The sequence below is a fragment of the Actinomadura flavalba DSM 45200 genome (assembly GCF_000374305.1).
GTDB classification, from domain to species: domain Bacteria; phylum Actinomycetota; class Actinomycetes; order Streptosporangiales; family Streptosporangiaceae; genus Spirillospora; species Spirillospora flavalba.
In genome coordinates this window covers 2,020,284-2,033,784 of the sequence record NZ_KB894093.1, presented here as the reverse complement: position 1 = coordinate 2,033,784, position 13,501 = coordinate 2,020,284, and the positions used below count along the sequence as shown (strand labels likewise).

The following is a 13,501-nucleotide window of genomic DNA, read 5'->3' as shown; positions in this document are numbered from 1 at the left end:
CTTTCTCTCGACGGATACTCGGGTGAAGACCAGGACGGTCGGAAACGCCGAATCTACGCGACGGCTCCGGCTAGCGGAGGCGGTGACCCGGCCGGCTCATCAGGTGAAGAGCCAGAACACGCCCTTCTGCAACGCCCAGTCCAGGCCGGAGACGATCGCGATCATCACGAGGACGAACATCAGCGCCGCCGCCGTGTAGGTGACGAGCTCGCGCCGGGTGGGCCAGATGACCTTGCGCAGTTCGGCGATCACCTGACGGACGAACAGGACGGGATTGGTCCGCTTGCCCGCGGGCTTGCCGCTGCCTTCGTCCTTCGCCGCGGCGTCGCCGCGCGTCTCAGTCGCCATGATGCCGCCGTTCACCTCGTAGGTCGTGTTCAACCACCTCGTGGTTGCCGCGCATTCCCGCGCCGGAGAGCACCGCACGGCGCTCGGTCGTGAGACCGGAACGGGTGCGCGCACCGCACCTCGCAGGGCAGGAGGGACTCGAACCCCCAACCGCCGGTTTTGGAGACCGGAGCTCTACCAATTGAGCCACTGCCCTTCGACTCCCCCGGCACAGGGTGCCGAAGGTCGTACCGGAGACAGCTTAGGGCCTGTGCGGAGATGGCCGCCACGCGTCGCGTCACCGGTACTAGGTGAAGGAGTCTACGGGGCGGAGGCGCCCGCGTCGAACCGGAAACGCTCTTGGTCCTCGCCCCGGCGTCCGCGCGCCGCGCGTCCCGCTCCGGGAGGTCCGGTGCGCATCGCGGTGCGCATCACGCTGACCTCGGCGCGCGGGGTCTGTAACGATAGGGACATGAGCACTGACCGTCCTCGCATCTCCCGGCGCATCGCCGCCATCTCCGAATCCGCGACCCTGGCCGTGGACGCCAAGGCCAAGGCGCTGAAGGCGGCGGGCCGTCCGGTCATCGGGTTCGGTGCCGGCGAGCCCGACTTCCCCACCCCCGACTACATCGTGGAGGCGGCCGTCACGGCGGCGCGCGTGCCGCGTTTCCACAAGTACACCCCGGCGGGCGGGCTGCCGGAGCTGCGGCAGGCGATCGCTGAGAAGACCGAGCGCGACTCGGGCTACACGGTGGACGCGTCGCAGGTGCTCGTCACCAACGGCGGCAAGCAGGCGGTGTACGAGGCGTTCGCCGCGCTGCTCGACCCGGGCGACGAGGTCATCGTGCCGACCCCGTACTGGACGACCTACCCCGAGTCGATCAAGCTGGCGGGCGGCGTCCCGGTCGACGTCGTCGCCGACGAGACGACCGGCTACCGCGTGAGCGTCGAGCAGTTGGAGGCGGCCCGCACGGACCGCACGAAGGTGCTGCTGTTCGTGTCCCCGTCCAACCCGACGGGCGCGGTCTACACGCGCGACCAGATCGCCGAGATCGGCGCGTGGGCGGCCGAGCACGGCCTGTGGGTCGTCACCGACGAGATCTACGAGCACCTGGTCTACGGCGGCGCCGAGTTCCACTCGATGCCGGTCGTGGTGCCGGAGCTGGCCGACCGCACGCTGGTGCTGAACGGCGTCGCGAAGACGTACGCGATGACGGGCTGGCGGGTGGGCTGGCTGATCGGCCCGCAGGACGTGGTGAAGGCGGCGGCGAACCTCCAGTCGCACGCGACGTCGAACGTGGCGAACGTGTCGCAGGCGGCGGCGCTCGCGGCGGTCACCGGCGACCTGTCGGCGGTGGCGACGATGCGCGAGGCGTTCGACCGGCGGCGGCGCACGATGGTCCGGATGCTGAACGACATCCCGGGCGTGCTGTGCCCCGAGCCGGAGGGCGCGTTCTACGCGTATCCGTCGGTGAAGGAACTGGTCGGCAAGGAGCTGCGGGGCAAGCGCCCGCAGACCACCGTCGAGCTGGCGGCGCTGATCCTGGAGGAGGCGGAGGTCGCGCTGGTCCCGGGCGAGGCGTTCGGCACGCCGGGCTACTTCCGCCTGTCGTACGCGCTGGGCGACGACGACCTGGTGGAGGGCGTCTCGCGGATCGCCAAGCTGCTGTCCGAGGCGCGCTGACGCCGCACGACCGTCGCGAGGGGCCGGGCGTTCCGCCCGGCCCCTTTCGCGTGCGCGCAGGCGGCGGGCCAGGCCGGGAATGGCTCCGGACGGCCATCCGCGCATGGCCCGCTGGGACCGTCCTGGTGAGCCGGGCGTTCACCGGCGCGCGGTATCCGGCAACATTGGCCCATGGAGGCCGTCATCACGTCACCCGTTTCCGCGCCGGGCGGCGGCGCCGTCCGCGACGTCGCCGCGCTGCCCAAGGCCCATCTGCACCTGCACTTCACGGGTTCGATGCGGCATTCGACCCTGGTGGAGCTGGCCGAGCAGAACGGTGTGCAGCTTCCCGACGCGCTCGTGGAGGACTGGCCGCCGAAACTGCGCGCGACCGACGAGCGCGGCTGGTTCCGGTTCCAGCGGTTGTACGACATCGCCCGGTCCGTCCTGGTCACCCCGGACGATCTGCGCCGGCTGCTGCGCGAGACCGCGCAGGACGAGGCGTCCGAGGGGTCGGGCTGGCTGGAGATCCAGGTCGATCCGAGCGGGTACGCGTCCCGGTTCGGGGGCCTCACCCCGACCGTGGAGCTGGTGCTGGACGCGGCACGCGAGGCGGGCGACGCGGCGGGCATCGGCGTCGGCGTCGTGATCGCGGCGAACCGGACGCGGCATCCGCTCGACGCCAAGACGCTCGCGCGCCTGGCCGTCCACTACGCCGACCAGGGCGTCGTGGGGTTCGGGCTGTCGAACGACGAGCGGCGGGGCCGCGCCTACGACTTCGAGGGCGCGTTCCGCATCGCGCGGCGCGGCGGGCTGCTGTCCACGCCGCACGGCGGGGAGCTTCAGGGCGCGGCGAGCGTCCGCGAGTGCGTCGACCTGCTGGGCGCCGACCGCATCGGGCACGGCGTGCGGGCGGTGGAGGACGGGCGGCTGCTGGAGCGGATCGTCGACCGCGGCATCACGCTGGAGGTGTGCCCGGCGTCGAACGTGAGCCTCGGCGTCGCGCCCACGGCGGCGGACGTGCCGGTGCGGGCGCTGTTCGAGGCGGGCGCGCGGATCGCGCTGGGCGCGGACGACCCGCTGCTGTTCGGCTCGCGGCTGGCGCGCCAGTACTCCCTCGTCCGCGACGAGCACGCGTTCACCGACGCCGAACTCGCGGAACTGGCCCGCCAGTCGATCCAGGGCTCGGCCGCCCCCGACGCCGTCCGCAAGGAACTCCTGACCGGCGTCGACGCCTGGCTGGCCGCTCCCTCGGACGCGCCTAGAGCGTGACGCCGACCAGTACCGGTTCGTTCACCAGCGTCACGCCGAAGGCGTCGCGGACGCCGTCGCGGACCTCGCGGGCCAGGGCGAGCAGGTCGCCCGTGGTGCCGTCGCCGGGGTTGGTGAGCGCGAGCGTGTGCTTACCGGAGATGCGGGCGGCGCCCGCGCCGTGGCCGCGGACGAAACCAGCGCGGTCGATGAGCCAGGCGGCGGACGTCTTGACGCGGGGTTCGCCGTCCGGGCCGGGCTTCTCGGCGTAGCGCGGCGGCTCGGCGTCCGGGCCGAGGCGCTCGTGGACGCGGTGTTCGAGCGCGGCGAACCCGTCCTGCGACAGGATCGGGTTGGTGAAGAACGACCCGGCGCTGCGGGTGTCGGGGTCGGCCGGGTCGAGCACCATGCCCTTGCCCGCGCGCAGCTCCAGGACGGCGTCGCGCGCCTCCTTGAGCGGGACGCGCGCACCGGGCTCGACGCCGAGGCGGCGGGCCAGCTCGGGGTAGGCGATCGGCTGGGAGTCCTCGCCCTCGCGGAGCGCGAACGCGACCTCCAGCACCACGTGCCGGTCCGAGCCCTTGAACGCGCTGTGCCGGTAGGTGAACGCGCAGGCGGCGTGGTCGAGCGTGACGGTGGTGCGGCGCTCGCGGTCGTAGGCGCGGACCGCCACGACGGTCTGGCCGACGTCCTGCCCGTAGGCGCCGACGTTCTGGATCGGTGACGCGCCGACGCGGCCGGGAATGCCGGACAGGCACTCGACGCCGGACAGGCCGTCTGCGACGCAGCGCGCGACGAACGGGTCCCACTCCTCGCCCGCCTGCGCGCGGACGATGACGCGTCCGCCCTCGTCGGCCTCGCGCAGCGTGCCGCGCGTGGCGACGTGCACGACGGTGCCGGGGAATCCGGCGTCGGAGACGACGAGGTTGCTGCCGCCGCCGAGCACCAGCACGGGTTCACCGACATCGTCGGCCGCCCGCACCGCGGCGATCACCTCGTCCTCGGTGGCCGCCGACACGAACCGCCGCGCCGGTCCCCCGAGCCGCAGCGTCGTGTACCCGGACAGGTTGACTTCCTCGGCGAACACCGCCACCCGCGCTCTCCCCCTCACCCGACGCCGCCCGGCACCGGAACGCTCATCATCTCGTACCCCGGTGGCGCCGTCCGCGTCAGGCGAGCCGGACGGTGGCGCGGGCCCGGGTGAGGACCTTCTGGTCGCCGCTGCGGGCGGTGAGGGTGACGCGGACGGTGCCGTCGTCGTGCTTCTCGTCGACGACGCCGCTGATCTCCAGGTCGGCGCCGCCCTCGTCCGGGACGACGACGGGGGCGGAGAAGCGGACGCCGTACGCGACGACGGCACCCGGGTCGCCCGCCCAGTCGGTGAGGAAACGCCCGCCCTGGGCCATCGTGAACATGCCGTGCGCGATGACGTCGGGGAGCCCGACCGACCGGGCGAAGCTCTCGCGCCAGTGGATCGGGTTGAAGTCGCCGGACGCGCCCGCGTACATGACGAGATTCGCGCGATCCACGTGGAAGACGCGGGCGGGGATCTCGGTGCCGGTCTCGACGTCGGCGTGCTTCACCTGCGCGGCCATCAGATCCCCCGCTCGACGATGGTGTTGTGGGTGGTGCAGATCAGCTCGCCGTCGACCGTCCTGATCTCGGTCTCGATGACGAGCTTCTCGTTCTTGCCGATCGCCTTGATCTCGGTGACCGTCGAGGTGCAGGTGACGACGTCGCCGGCGCGGACGGGCCGCTCGTAGGCGAACGACTGCTCGCCGTGCACGACCATCGCGTAGTTGAGGCCGAGTTCGGGGTCGGCGAGGGCGTCGTTGGCGAGCGACACGACGATGGGGAACGTCGGCGGCGCGACGACGTCGGGATGCCCGGCGGCCTGCGCGGCGGCGGGGTCGCGGTAGACGGGGTTGGCGTCACCGATGGCGTCCGCGAACTCCCGGATCTTGACCCGGCTGACCTCGTACGGCGCGCTGGGCGGGAACGCCCGTCCGATGAAGTCACGATTGAGTGCCATGCTGTCCCTCCGACGGAGCTGGGCGCCGCTCGCTTCGTCGCGCCTCCCGCGCGACAGGCCGGGACCTCGCGCGGGCGAGCGTTCCGGCCCGCTGGCAACGCTGGTCGGGACCATAACAGAACGACGTTCAGCCCGCTCCCGGCGGACGCGGGAACGGGCTGGGACGTGGTGCAAGCGAAGTCGCGCCGGGGGGCGCGGCGAACTGCCGGGTCAGCGGGTCTCGCGGTGCGCGCGGTGGCACCGGCAGTTCGGGCAGTACTTCTTGATCTCAAGGCGGTCCGGGTCGTTGCGCCGGTTCTTCCGCGTGATGTAGTTGCGGTGCTTGCACTCCTGGCAGGCCAGCGTGATCTTCGGCCGTACGTCGGTGGCAGCCACGATGGAGTGCCTTTCTGGGCTAGGAACTAGGACGTCACCATCGGCCGCCCCGAGAAGGGTGACCGGAGTGGATCAACCCAGCCTGCCCGCCCCCGTGAGGGGCGAGAGGCCAAGGTAGTAGCGAGGGCCGGACTTGAACCGGCGACACAGCGATTATGAGCCGCTTGCTCTGCCTGACTGAGCTACCCCGCCGCGATGGTCGGTGTGGACCAGATGCAAGGATACCGGATGCCGACACGGACCTGGAATCGCGAGAACCCTGCGGGCTCCCGCCTCCGGCCGAAGGCCGCCTCGGTGTGCACCGAGACGGCCTCAGATCCGGGAGCCCCTTTACGGAATCGAACCGTAGACCTTCTCCTTACCATGGAGACGCTCTGCCGACTGAGCTAAAGGGGCCTGGTCGGCGCCGCTTTCGCGGCGACGGGTGTAACCATACACGCCCGTGAGACCGGATACGAACTCGAAATCGGGGTCAGTCGCGCAGCAGCGCGCGGGCGATGACGAGCTGCTGAATCTGGCTCGTCCCCTCGTAGATCCGGAAGAGACGGGCGTCACGGTAGAAGCGCTCGACGGGGACACCGCGCATGTAGCCCATGCCGCCGAAGACCTGCACGCCGCGGTCGGCTACGCGGCCGACCATCTCCGAGCAGAAGTACTTCGCCGACGACGGGCCGATGCGGGTGTCCTCCCCCGCGTCGTAGGCGCGGGCGGCCTCCAGCACCATGGCGCGTCCGGCGTACAGCTCGGCCTGGGAGTCAGCGATCAGGCCCTGCACGAGCTGGTGGTCACCGATGCGGGCGCCGCCCTGCGAGCGTTCGCGGGCGTACGCGACCGTCTCGTCCAGGATGCGCTGGGCCAGGCCGACGCAGACGGCGGCGATGCTGACGCGGCCGTGCGCCAGCGAGGACATCGCGGTGCGCAGGCCGCTGCCCTCGGCGCCGATCAGCGCGGCCGCCGGGACGCGCACGCCGTCCAGGAACACCTCGGCGGTATGCGCGCCGCGCTGGCCCATCTTGGCGTCCGGCGGGCCGACGCGCAGGCCGGGTGCGTCGCGCTCGACGAGGAAGGTGGAGATGCCGCGTCCGCCCGCGCCGCCCGTGCGGGCGAAGACCATGAGGACGTCGGCCTCGGGCGCGTTGGTGATGAAGCGCTTGGCGCCGTCCAGGACGTAGCCGTCGCCCTCGCGGCGGGCGGTGGTGGTGAGCGTGCTCGGGTCCGAGCCGGCCTCGGCCTCGGTGAGCGCGAACGCGCCGACGACCTCGCCGGACGCGAGCCGGGGCAGCCAGGCGTCCTTCTGTTCGTCGGTGCCCGCGTGCACGAGGACCTGGCCGGCGATGCCGTTGCTCGTCCCGAACATGGAGCGGAACGCCGGGCTGGCGTAGCCGATCTCGAAGACGAGCCGGACCTCCTCGCCGAGCGTCAGCCCGAGCCCGCCGTACTCCTCCGGCAGCGCGTACCCGAACAGGCCCATCGCGCGGGCGGCGGCGCGCACCGGCTCGGGGATGGCGTCGGTCTCCTCGATCTCGTCCTCGCGCGGGACGACCTGATCGCGGACGAGGGTGCGCACGGCGTCGAGGACGGCGGCGAAGTCAGCGGAGTCCATGCGCCGCATTCTAGAAAACGATTCTAGGATTGGGCAATGGCCCGCAGCACGACCGCCGTCGCGTCGTCATGCGGCTTGCCGCGGACGATCGGCGCGGTGTGCGCGGCCTCGGCGGCGCGGGTGCGGGCGATGACGGCGGCGGGGCCCTCGGCGTCCAGCGCGTCGAGCAGGCCCGGCCAGGTCAGCGCGCCGAACAGTTCCACCAGGCGGGACGCGCCGTCGCTCAGGACGGCGGCGCGCCGCACGTCCGGCGCCGTCCCGACGACCGCCTCGTAGGCCGCCTCCGGGCGGGTGCTCGCCACCCAGAAACCGCCCGCGCTGTTGCGGGCCGCGCGGACGGCCTCGGCCGTGTACGACGGGAGGCGGTCGACGCGGTCGTCACGGACGACGCGGACCGCGCCGTCGTCCACCAGGACGGGCGAGTCTGCGAGCACGAGCCAGTCGAGGCGGCGGCCGTGCCAGCGGACGATCGACACCGTCGTCGACGGGCTGTCCGGGTTGCCCAGGTCGCAGCCGTCGTGCCGGGTCCGGACCTCGTCGATGGCCTCGGCCAGGACGTCGCGCAGGTCGCCCGCGCCGTCCCCCAGCCGGACGGCCAGGGCTCCCCCGAGCCGGCGCACCAGCCACGCCGGGTCGTGCGCGCAGCCGGTGACGACGCCGGGCCGCGCCGTCGCGCCGTCCAGCACCGCGGCCCAGCCGTCACCGGCGACGACGTGGTCCTCGTTGACGCCGCCCGGCGTCGCCGCACTGGCGTAGGTGACCTGCACGACCTACTCCTCGCCCCACGTCATGACGACGACGGCGAGCACCGCCACGACCGGTGCCCACGGCGCGACCGGCTCCGCCCACCGCAGCAGCGCCCCGGCCGTCGCCGCCCCCACGCCCACGGCCGCGATCACGCCGAGGCGGCGGACGGCCGACGCGTCCGGCCGGGCCAGCTCGGCGAGCTGCCCGAGCAGCGCGGTCAGCGTCCCCGTGACGTACGTCGTCGAAATGCCCGAAACGCCGATCCGCGTCGCGAGCGCGCTCTGCAACCCCATCGCGGTGCCCGCGCACAGGACCACGGCGGGCGCCCATGTACCCCATACCAACGCAAACAGGACCAGCAATGCCAGCTCGACCAGCAGCGCGACCCGCGTCCGCCGCCCCCACCGGGGATCGCGCCCCGCCAGCGCGAACCCGCCCAGCGCCCCGACGACGAATCCGCCGAACGCCAGCGCCGATTCCGCCGCCTCCCCGACCGCGCCCCGGCTCACCGACGTTCCGAGCAGGACGATGTTCCCGGTCATGTTCGCCGTGAACACCTGCCCGACGCCCAGATAGCTCAGCCCGTCGGCGGTGCCGGCGGCGAACGCCAGTACCGCGAGCGGCACCCCGTGCCGATACCGCGTCCTCGCCATGGCCCCGGCGTCAGGAGGCGGGCCCCGCCTCCTCGGCGGGCTCGGTCTCGGGGTCGTCCTTCACCGCGTCGCTCTCTTCTTCCCCGACTTCCTCCCGCAGCCCCTCGGGCAGCTCGCTGAACTCGTCCACCGGCACGTCCCGCGGCACCGGCTTCTCCTCCACCGGCCCGTCATCCGCGTTCCCGGCCCGCTCAGCCACAGTGTCCGACTCCCCACCAAGCCGCCACGCCTCAACCACGACACTCCTCCTAGCGCAGAAACCCATACGCCCGGGTACATCCCCACCCGTCCTGCGAGCACACCACACCGCTGCGGACAGCGGCCGGAAACCCGCACCCACATGCCCGACAACGAAACAAAGCATTCCGGCGTCGACCTGTCATGAAGACACATCGGTTGCCCCGCAGAAGAAACGCACTCTCGACCGAACCGAACGCAAACGGCCCTCCACCGTGTTCTACCTGGTGAAGGGCCGTTCTCAGTGTGTGGCGGGTGCAGGGTTCGAACCTGCGTAGGCTAAGCCGACGGATTTACAGTCCGCTCCCATTGGCCACTCGGGCAACCCGCCGGGCGCTCGCTTTCGCGGCGGCACTAGGAAGGATAGCGGACGGGGGGAGCGGACGTGACATCACTTGTGGACGCGGAGGAGGATGGGCCAGGTCTGGGGGCCGACGATGCCGTCGGCGGGGACGCCGCCCCACTTCTGGACGGCCTTGACCGCCGCCTCGACCTTGGCGTCGAAGCCGCCCTCCACGGGGCCGATCTCCTGGTGGGAGCGGGCGTGCAGGAGACCGCGCAGGGTGTGCACGGCCTCGCCGGTCGAGCCGCGCTTGAGCTGGGGCAGGTTCTTCACAGCTTTCTCCGTCCAGGAAGAGGTGCCGCCGGTGTAGGCGGGGCGGCCGAAGCCGGCGACGGTGTCGGCGCCGCGGACACGGCGCAGGACCGCGTCGGAGGTGTTGCCCTCGATCGTCTGGACGCGGCCGCCGGACAGGACCTTCTCGACGACGCCGACGTGGTCGATGGCGCCGACGCTGTTCGTCGCGCCCCAGTCGAAGAACACGATGTCGCCGGGCTTGGCCTTGCTCAGGTTCGCGGCCGTGCCGGTGTGCCAGCGACCGGCCTTCTGGAAGTCCTGCGCGTGCCAGACGGTGTAGGCGCGGTCGCCGCCCGGCAGGACGGCGCCCGCGTTGCCCGAGCGCCGCGCCCAGTACGTGACGGCCATGTCGCACCACGGCGCGGACAGGAACTCGCCGCCGTGCCGGGCCGCGTAGTCGCGCGTGATGTAGTTCGGACGTCCGCGCAGGCCGAGCGACTTGCGGGCCTCGGCCAGCATTCCCGCGGCGGTGCCCATCAGACGTCCCCCTCGTCCGCGTCCTCGACCGGGTCCTCGTGGGGTGCGATCGCGGCGCCGCGGAAGACGCCCTCGGCGTCGGGCTCTCCGTACAGGTCGCGCAGGATCTGGTCTTCGTCCGGTTCCGTCGCGCGGTGAACGTCGGGATGGACGTCCACCTTGTCCATTTCTTCCAGTTCTGCTGCATCAGCGGGCTTCACGGGGCCTCCGCGGTCGTTTCCGGGGTTCGACGACCAGTGTGGCGAGTCGTCCGCACGCACGGTGCCCTTTCCGCGAGACCGCACACACGCTCGCTACGCTGACTCCGTGCGTCGTGCTCCGTCCGGGCACGCTCTGCGGACCGTTTCCCCAGCTTGAAGGATGGTTGTGCTATGGCGGACAGCTCTTTCGACATCGTTTCGAAGCTCGACCGGCAGGAGGTCGACAACGCGCTCAACCAGGCGGCGAAGGAGGTCGCGAACCGGTTCGACTTCCGTAACGTCGACGCGGGGATCAAATGGTCCGGTGAGGCGATCGAGATCCAGGCGAACTCCGAGGAGCGCGCCAACGCCGTCCTGGACGTGCTGAAGGACAAGCTGGTGAAGCGGCAGATCTCGCTGAAGTCGATCGACCCGACGGAGCCGAAGGCGTCCGGCAAGGTCTACAAGCTGACGGTGGCCCTCAAGGAGGGCATCTCGCAGGAGAACGCCAAGAAGATCGGCAAGATCATCCGCGACGAGGGCCCCAAGGGCGTCAAGGCGCAGATCCAGGGCGAGGAGCTGCGCGTCAGCTCCAAGAAGAAGGACGACCTCCAGGAGATCATCTCCCTGCTCAAGGGCAAGGACCTGGACGTCGCCCTGCAGTTCGTGAACTATCGCTGACCTGGTCCGATCACGGAGCGGGGCGCGAGCCGCCGACGTCGTTGGCGGCGGCCCGCCACTCGGGCCACGCGGCCCAGATGCCGGAGGGGGGCCGGGCCGCGTGACGTTTCGGAGGGAGTGCGCCGGGTCCCTCCCCCGCAGAAGGTCCCGGCGCACTCGTTACCTCTGACGCGGCGAACCCCCGCCCGGTTCGGAGCAACCTGACAACCGTCCGCGGGACGGACGGATCAGCGGTGGCCGGCCATGCGTTCCAGGCGGGCGACGCGCTCGGCGGTCGGCGGGTGGGTGGAGAAGAGCCTGCCGATGCCGCCGCCGCGGAACGGGTTGGCGATCATCAGGGAGCTGGTGGAGGCGAGCTGCGGGTCCTGCGGGAGGGGCATCGCCTGGGTGCCCGCCTCGATCTTGCGGAGCGCGGACGCCAGTGCGAGCGGGTCGCCGGTCAGCGCGGCGCCGGAGGCGTCGGCCTGGTACTCGCGGGTGCGGCTGATCGCCATCTGGACGACGGCCGCCGCGATCGGGCCGAGGATCATCATCAGGAGCGCGCCGAGCAGGCCGGGGCCGTCGTCGTCGTCCGACCGTCCGATCGGGAGGAAGATCGCCAGATGGGACAGGTAGGTGATCACCGTGGCGATGGCGGCGGCGACCGAGGAGATGAGGATGTCCCGGTTGTAGACGTGGGACAGCTCGTGCCCGAGGACGGCGCGCAGCTCACGTTCGTCGAGCATGCGCAGGATGCCGCGCGTGCAGCAGACGGCGGCGTTGCGCGGGTTGCGGCCGGTGGCGAAGGCGTTCGGCTGGAGGGTCTCGGAGACGTACAGGCGCGGCATCGGCTGCCGCGCGGACGTCGCCAGCTCGCGCACGAGCCGGTACAGGACGGGCGCCTCGACCTCGCCGACCGGATGTGCCCGCATGGAGCGCAACGCGATGCGGTCGCTGAAGAAGTACGCGACGCCGTTCGTGCCGAGCGCGATGACCAGCGCGACGGCGAGGCCGACGCTTCCGCCCAAGGCCCAGCCGACCAGCAGCATCAGCGCGGACAGCGAGGCGATCAGAGCCGCCGTCTTGACGCCGTTGAAGCCCACGTCACCCGCCCTCCCGGTAGCGTTCGATCACCCAGGGAACGGTTTGACCAGGAGAAACGTTCCCAAACTAGGTGACAGACGTCACTGCCTGGAGAACGATCTGCGGCGCGACGGACAGCACGATCGCCCCGGCGGCCGTCACCGCGACGACCACGCGCAGCGGCAGTCCAGGCACGGCGGTCGCGTAGGCGGGGCCGGACGGCTCGCCGAACAGGCGCACCGCCCACTTCAGGTAGTAGTAGAGCCCGATCACCGTGTTCAGCGCCATGATCACGGCGAGCCAGGTGACGCCTCCGGCGACGGTGGCGCGGAACACGACGACCTTCGCGAACAGCCCCATGACGCCCGGCGGCAGACCGGCCAGGCAGATGAGGAAGAACGCCAGCGCCGCCGCCACGGCCGGGCTGCGGCGGCCGAGGCCCTGGTAGTCGGCGAGGGAGTCCCAGCCACCGACGGCACCGAGCCGCCGACGGAACCCGATGACGACGGCGAACGCGCCCAGGTTCATCACCGCGTACAGCGCCATGTAGGCGGTGGTGGCGGCGACGGCCTCGGGGAGCCGGTTCGCGCCGACGGCCAGCGGCGCCAGCATGTAGCCCGACTGCGCGATCGACGACCACGCCAGCAGCCGGATCGCGGTGCCCTGCCGCAACGCCATGAGGTTGCCGAGCGTCATCGTCAGCGCGGCGATGACGCCGACGACCGGCCCCCAGATGTGCCCGTAGGCGGGGAACCCGAGGGACAGGACGATCGCGAATCCGGCGAACCCGGCGGCCTTCGACACGACGGACAAGAACGCGGCGACGGGCAGCGGCGCGCCCTGGTAGACGTCCGGCGCCCAGAAGTGGAACGGCACCGCCGCGACCTTGAACCCGAAACCGACGAGGACGAGCACGATCCCGGCCCCGGCGACGGGGTCGAGCGTGCCGGGCAGGTTCTCCAGCGCGGGCGCGATGCGATCGAGGTGCATGGCGCCGGTCGCGCCGTAGACGAGACTGACGCCGAACAGCATCACCGCCGCCGAGACGACCGAGACGAGGAACAGCTTGATGGCCGCCTCGGAGGCGACGCCGTCGTAGCGGCGCAGCGCCACGAGCGCGAACACCGGCAGCGACAGCGTCTCAAGGGCGACGACGAGCAGGATCAGATCGCGGGCGGCGACCAGCGTCAGCGCGCCGACGACGGCGGCGAGCAGCAGGAAGTGGAACTCCCCCGCCGGAATGCGGCTGTCGGTGATCTCCCGCAGCGACAGCAGCACGACGACGAGCGCGGCGGCCAGCACGATGATCTGGAACACCATCGTGAACTGGTCGGCGACGTACGAGCACGACGGCGGGCCGTCGCCGCGCAGCCCGGCAGGGACGCAGAACGTGGCGCGGCGGTCGCCGAAGGCCAGCGGCACCGCCGCGGCGAGCGCCACCGCGACGGCGGCGCCCGACAGCAAGCCGAGGACGCGGCGCGGGACGTCGAAGGCGTCGGCGAGCAGCAGCCCAATCGCGGCGACGGCGAGGATCAGCGGCGGCGCGACCGCCGCGTAGTCGATGCCCTGGATCACGG

16 protein-coding genes and 4 tRNA genes are annotated in these 13,501 nt (G+C 71.8%); 3 read left to right on the top strand and 17 right to left on the bottom strand.

Annotated elements, in window-relative coordinates:
- Positions 1 to 99 precede the first annotated feature (99 nt).
- Positions 100 to 348, bottom strand: a complete 249-nt coding sequence (gene secE, locus C229_RS0109340) for a preprotein translocase subunit SecE (protein WP_033424214.1) — start codon at positions 346 to 348, stop codon at positions 100 to 102.
- Between the two features lie 123 nt (positions 349 to 471).
- Positions 472 to 544: transfer RNA gene (locus C229_RS0109335), tRNA-Trp, on the bottom strand.
- A 255-nt stretch (positions 545 to 799) separates the two neighbouring features.
- Between C229_RS0109335 and C229_RS0109330 the strand changes: the two genes are divergently transcribed.
- Positions 800 to 2,011, top strand: coding sequence for a pyridoxal phosphate-dependent aminotransferase (locus C229_RS0109330; protein WP_018654805.1), 1,212 nt, complete (start codon positions 800 to 802; stop codon positions 2,009 to 2,011).
- 171 nt (positions 2,012 to 2,182) lie between these two features.
- Positions 2,183 to 3,262 (top strand): adenosine deaminase, encoded by a 1,080-nt coding sequence (locus tag C229_RS0109325; RefSeq protein ID WP_018654804.1) that lies wholly within the window; start codon positions 2,183 to 2,185, stop codon positions 3,260 to 3,262.
- Here C229_RS0109325 and C229_RS0109320 read toward each other — a convergent pair.
- From C229_RS0109320 to C229_RS34150, 13 genes are all read right to left on the bottom strand, one after another.
- On the bottom strand, positions 3,252 to 4,334 hold the full coding sequence (locus tag C229_RS0109320; RefSeq protein WP_018654803.1) for a UDP-N-acetylmuramate dehydrogenase: 1,083 nt from the start codon (positions 4,332 to 4,334) through the stop codon (positions 3,252 to 3,254). The two genes, C229_RS0109325 and C229_RS0109320, sit on opposite strands and share 11 nt — an antisense overlap.
- A gap of 76 nt (positions 4,335 to 4,410) precedes the next feature.
- Entirely contained in the window at positions 4,411 to 4,836 is a 426-nt protein-coding gene (locus C229_RS0109315) for a MaoC family dehydratase (protein WP_018654802.1), read from the bottom strand.
- Complete coding sequence (locus C229_RS0109310; protein ID WP_018654801.1) at positions 4,836 to 5,273, bottom strand: MaoC family dehydratase N-terminal domain-containing protein; 438 nt, start codon at positions 5,271 to 5,273, stop codon at positions 4,836 to 4,838. Before C229_RS0109310 ends, C229_RS0109315 begins: the two co-directional genes overlap by 1 nt.
- Positions 5,274 to 5,483: 210 nt before the next feature.
- A complete protein-coding gene (gene rpmG, locus C229_RS0109305) occupies positions 5,484 to 5,648 on the bottom strand; it encodes a 50S ribosomal protein L33 (RefSeq protein WP_018654800.1) in 165 nt (54 codons plus the stop codon).
- A 118-nt stretch (positions 5,649 to 5,766) separates the two neighbouring features.
- Positions 5,767 to 5,840, bottom strand: a tRNA-Met gene (locus tag C229_RS0109300).
- Positions 5,841 to 5,971: 131 nt separating this feature from the next.
- Positions 5,972 to 6,044: transfer RNA gene (locus C229_RS0109295), tRNA-Thr, on the bottom strand.
- 76 nt (positions 6,045 to 6,120) lie between these two features.
- Positions 6,121 to 7,251, bottom strand: coding sequence for an acyl-CoA dehydrogenase family protein (locus tag C229_RS0109290; protein WP_026313610.1), 1,131 nt, complete (start codon positions 7,249 to 7,251; stop codon positions 6,121 to 6,123).
- 23 nt (positions 7,252 to 7,274) lie between these two features.
- Positions 7,275 to 8,018, bottom strand: a complete 744-nt coding sequence (locus tag C229_RS0109285) for a protein phosphatase 2C domain-containing protein (RefSeq protein ID WP_018654798.1) — start codon at positions 8,016 to 8,018, stop codon at positions 7,275 to 7,277.
- A 3-nt stretch (positions 8,019 to 8,021) separates the two neighbouring features.
- Positions 8,022 to 8,651 carry a YoaK family protein gene (locus C229_RS0109280; RefSeq protein WP_026313609.1) on the bottom strand — a complete coding sequence of 210 codons (630 nt, stop codon included), beginning with the start codon at positions 8,649 to 8,651 and terminating at the stop codon, positions 8,022 to 8,024.
- 10 nt (positions 8,652 to 8,661) lie between these two features.
- Entirely contained in the window at positions 8,662 to 8,850 is a 189-nt protein-coding gene (locus tag C229_RS0109275; RefSeq protein ID WP_155884660.1) for a hypothetical protein, read from the bottom strand.
- Positions 8,851 to 9,137: 287 nt separating this feature from the next.
- Positions 9,138 to 9,219, bottom strand: a tRNA-Tyr gene (locus C229_RS0109270).
- A gap of 60 nt (positions 9,220 to 9,279) precedes the next feature.
- A complete protein-coding gene (locus tag C229_RS0109265; protein WP_018654795.1) occupies positions 9,280 to 10,002 on the bottom strand; it encodes a CHAP domain-containing protein in 723 nt (240 codons plus the stop codon).
- Positions 10,002 to 10,202 (bottom strand): hypothetical protein, encoded by a 201-nt coding sequence (locus C229_RS34150; RefSeq protein ID WP_033423959.1) that lies wholly within the window; start codon positions 10,200 to 10,202, stop codon positions 10,002 to 10,004. Before C229_RS34150 ends, C229_RS0109265 begins: the two co-directional genes overlap by 1 nt.
- 171 nt (positions 10,203 to 10,373) lie before the next feature.
- Here C229_RS34150 and C229_RS0109255 point away from each other — a divergent pair, with 171 nt between their 5' ends.
- Positions 10,374 to 10,862, top strand: a complete 489-nt coding sequence (locus C229_RS0109255; RefSeq protein ID WP_018654793.1) for a YajQ family cyclic di-GMP-binding protein — start codon at positions 10,374 to 10,376, stop codon at positions 10,860 to 10,862.
- 227 nt (positions 10,863 to 11,089) lie between these two features.
- On the opposite strand, the gene htpX is transcribed toward C229_RS0109255, so the two are convergent.
- Together htpX and C229_RS0109245 are read right to left on the bottom strand one after the other, a co-directional pair.
- Positions 11,090 to 11,944, bottom strand: coding sequence for a zinc metalloprotease HtpX (gene htpX, locus C229_RS0109250; protein ID WP_018654792.1), 855 nt, complete (start codon positions 11,942 to 11,944; stop codon positions 11,090 to 11,092).
- A 67-nt stretch (positions 11,945 to 12,011) separates the two neighbouring features.
- Positions 12,012 to 13,499 carry an NADH-quinone oxidoreductase subunit N gene (locus tag C229_RS0109245; protein ID WP_018654791.1) on the bottom strand — a complete coding sequence of 496 codons (1,488 nt, stop codon included), beginning with the start codon at positions 13,497 to 13,499 and terminating at the stop codon, positions 12,012 to 12,014.
- Positions 13,500 to 13,501 lie beyond the last annotated feature (2 nt).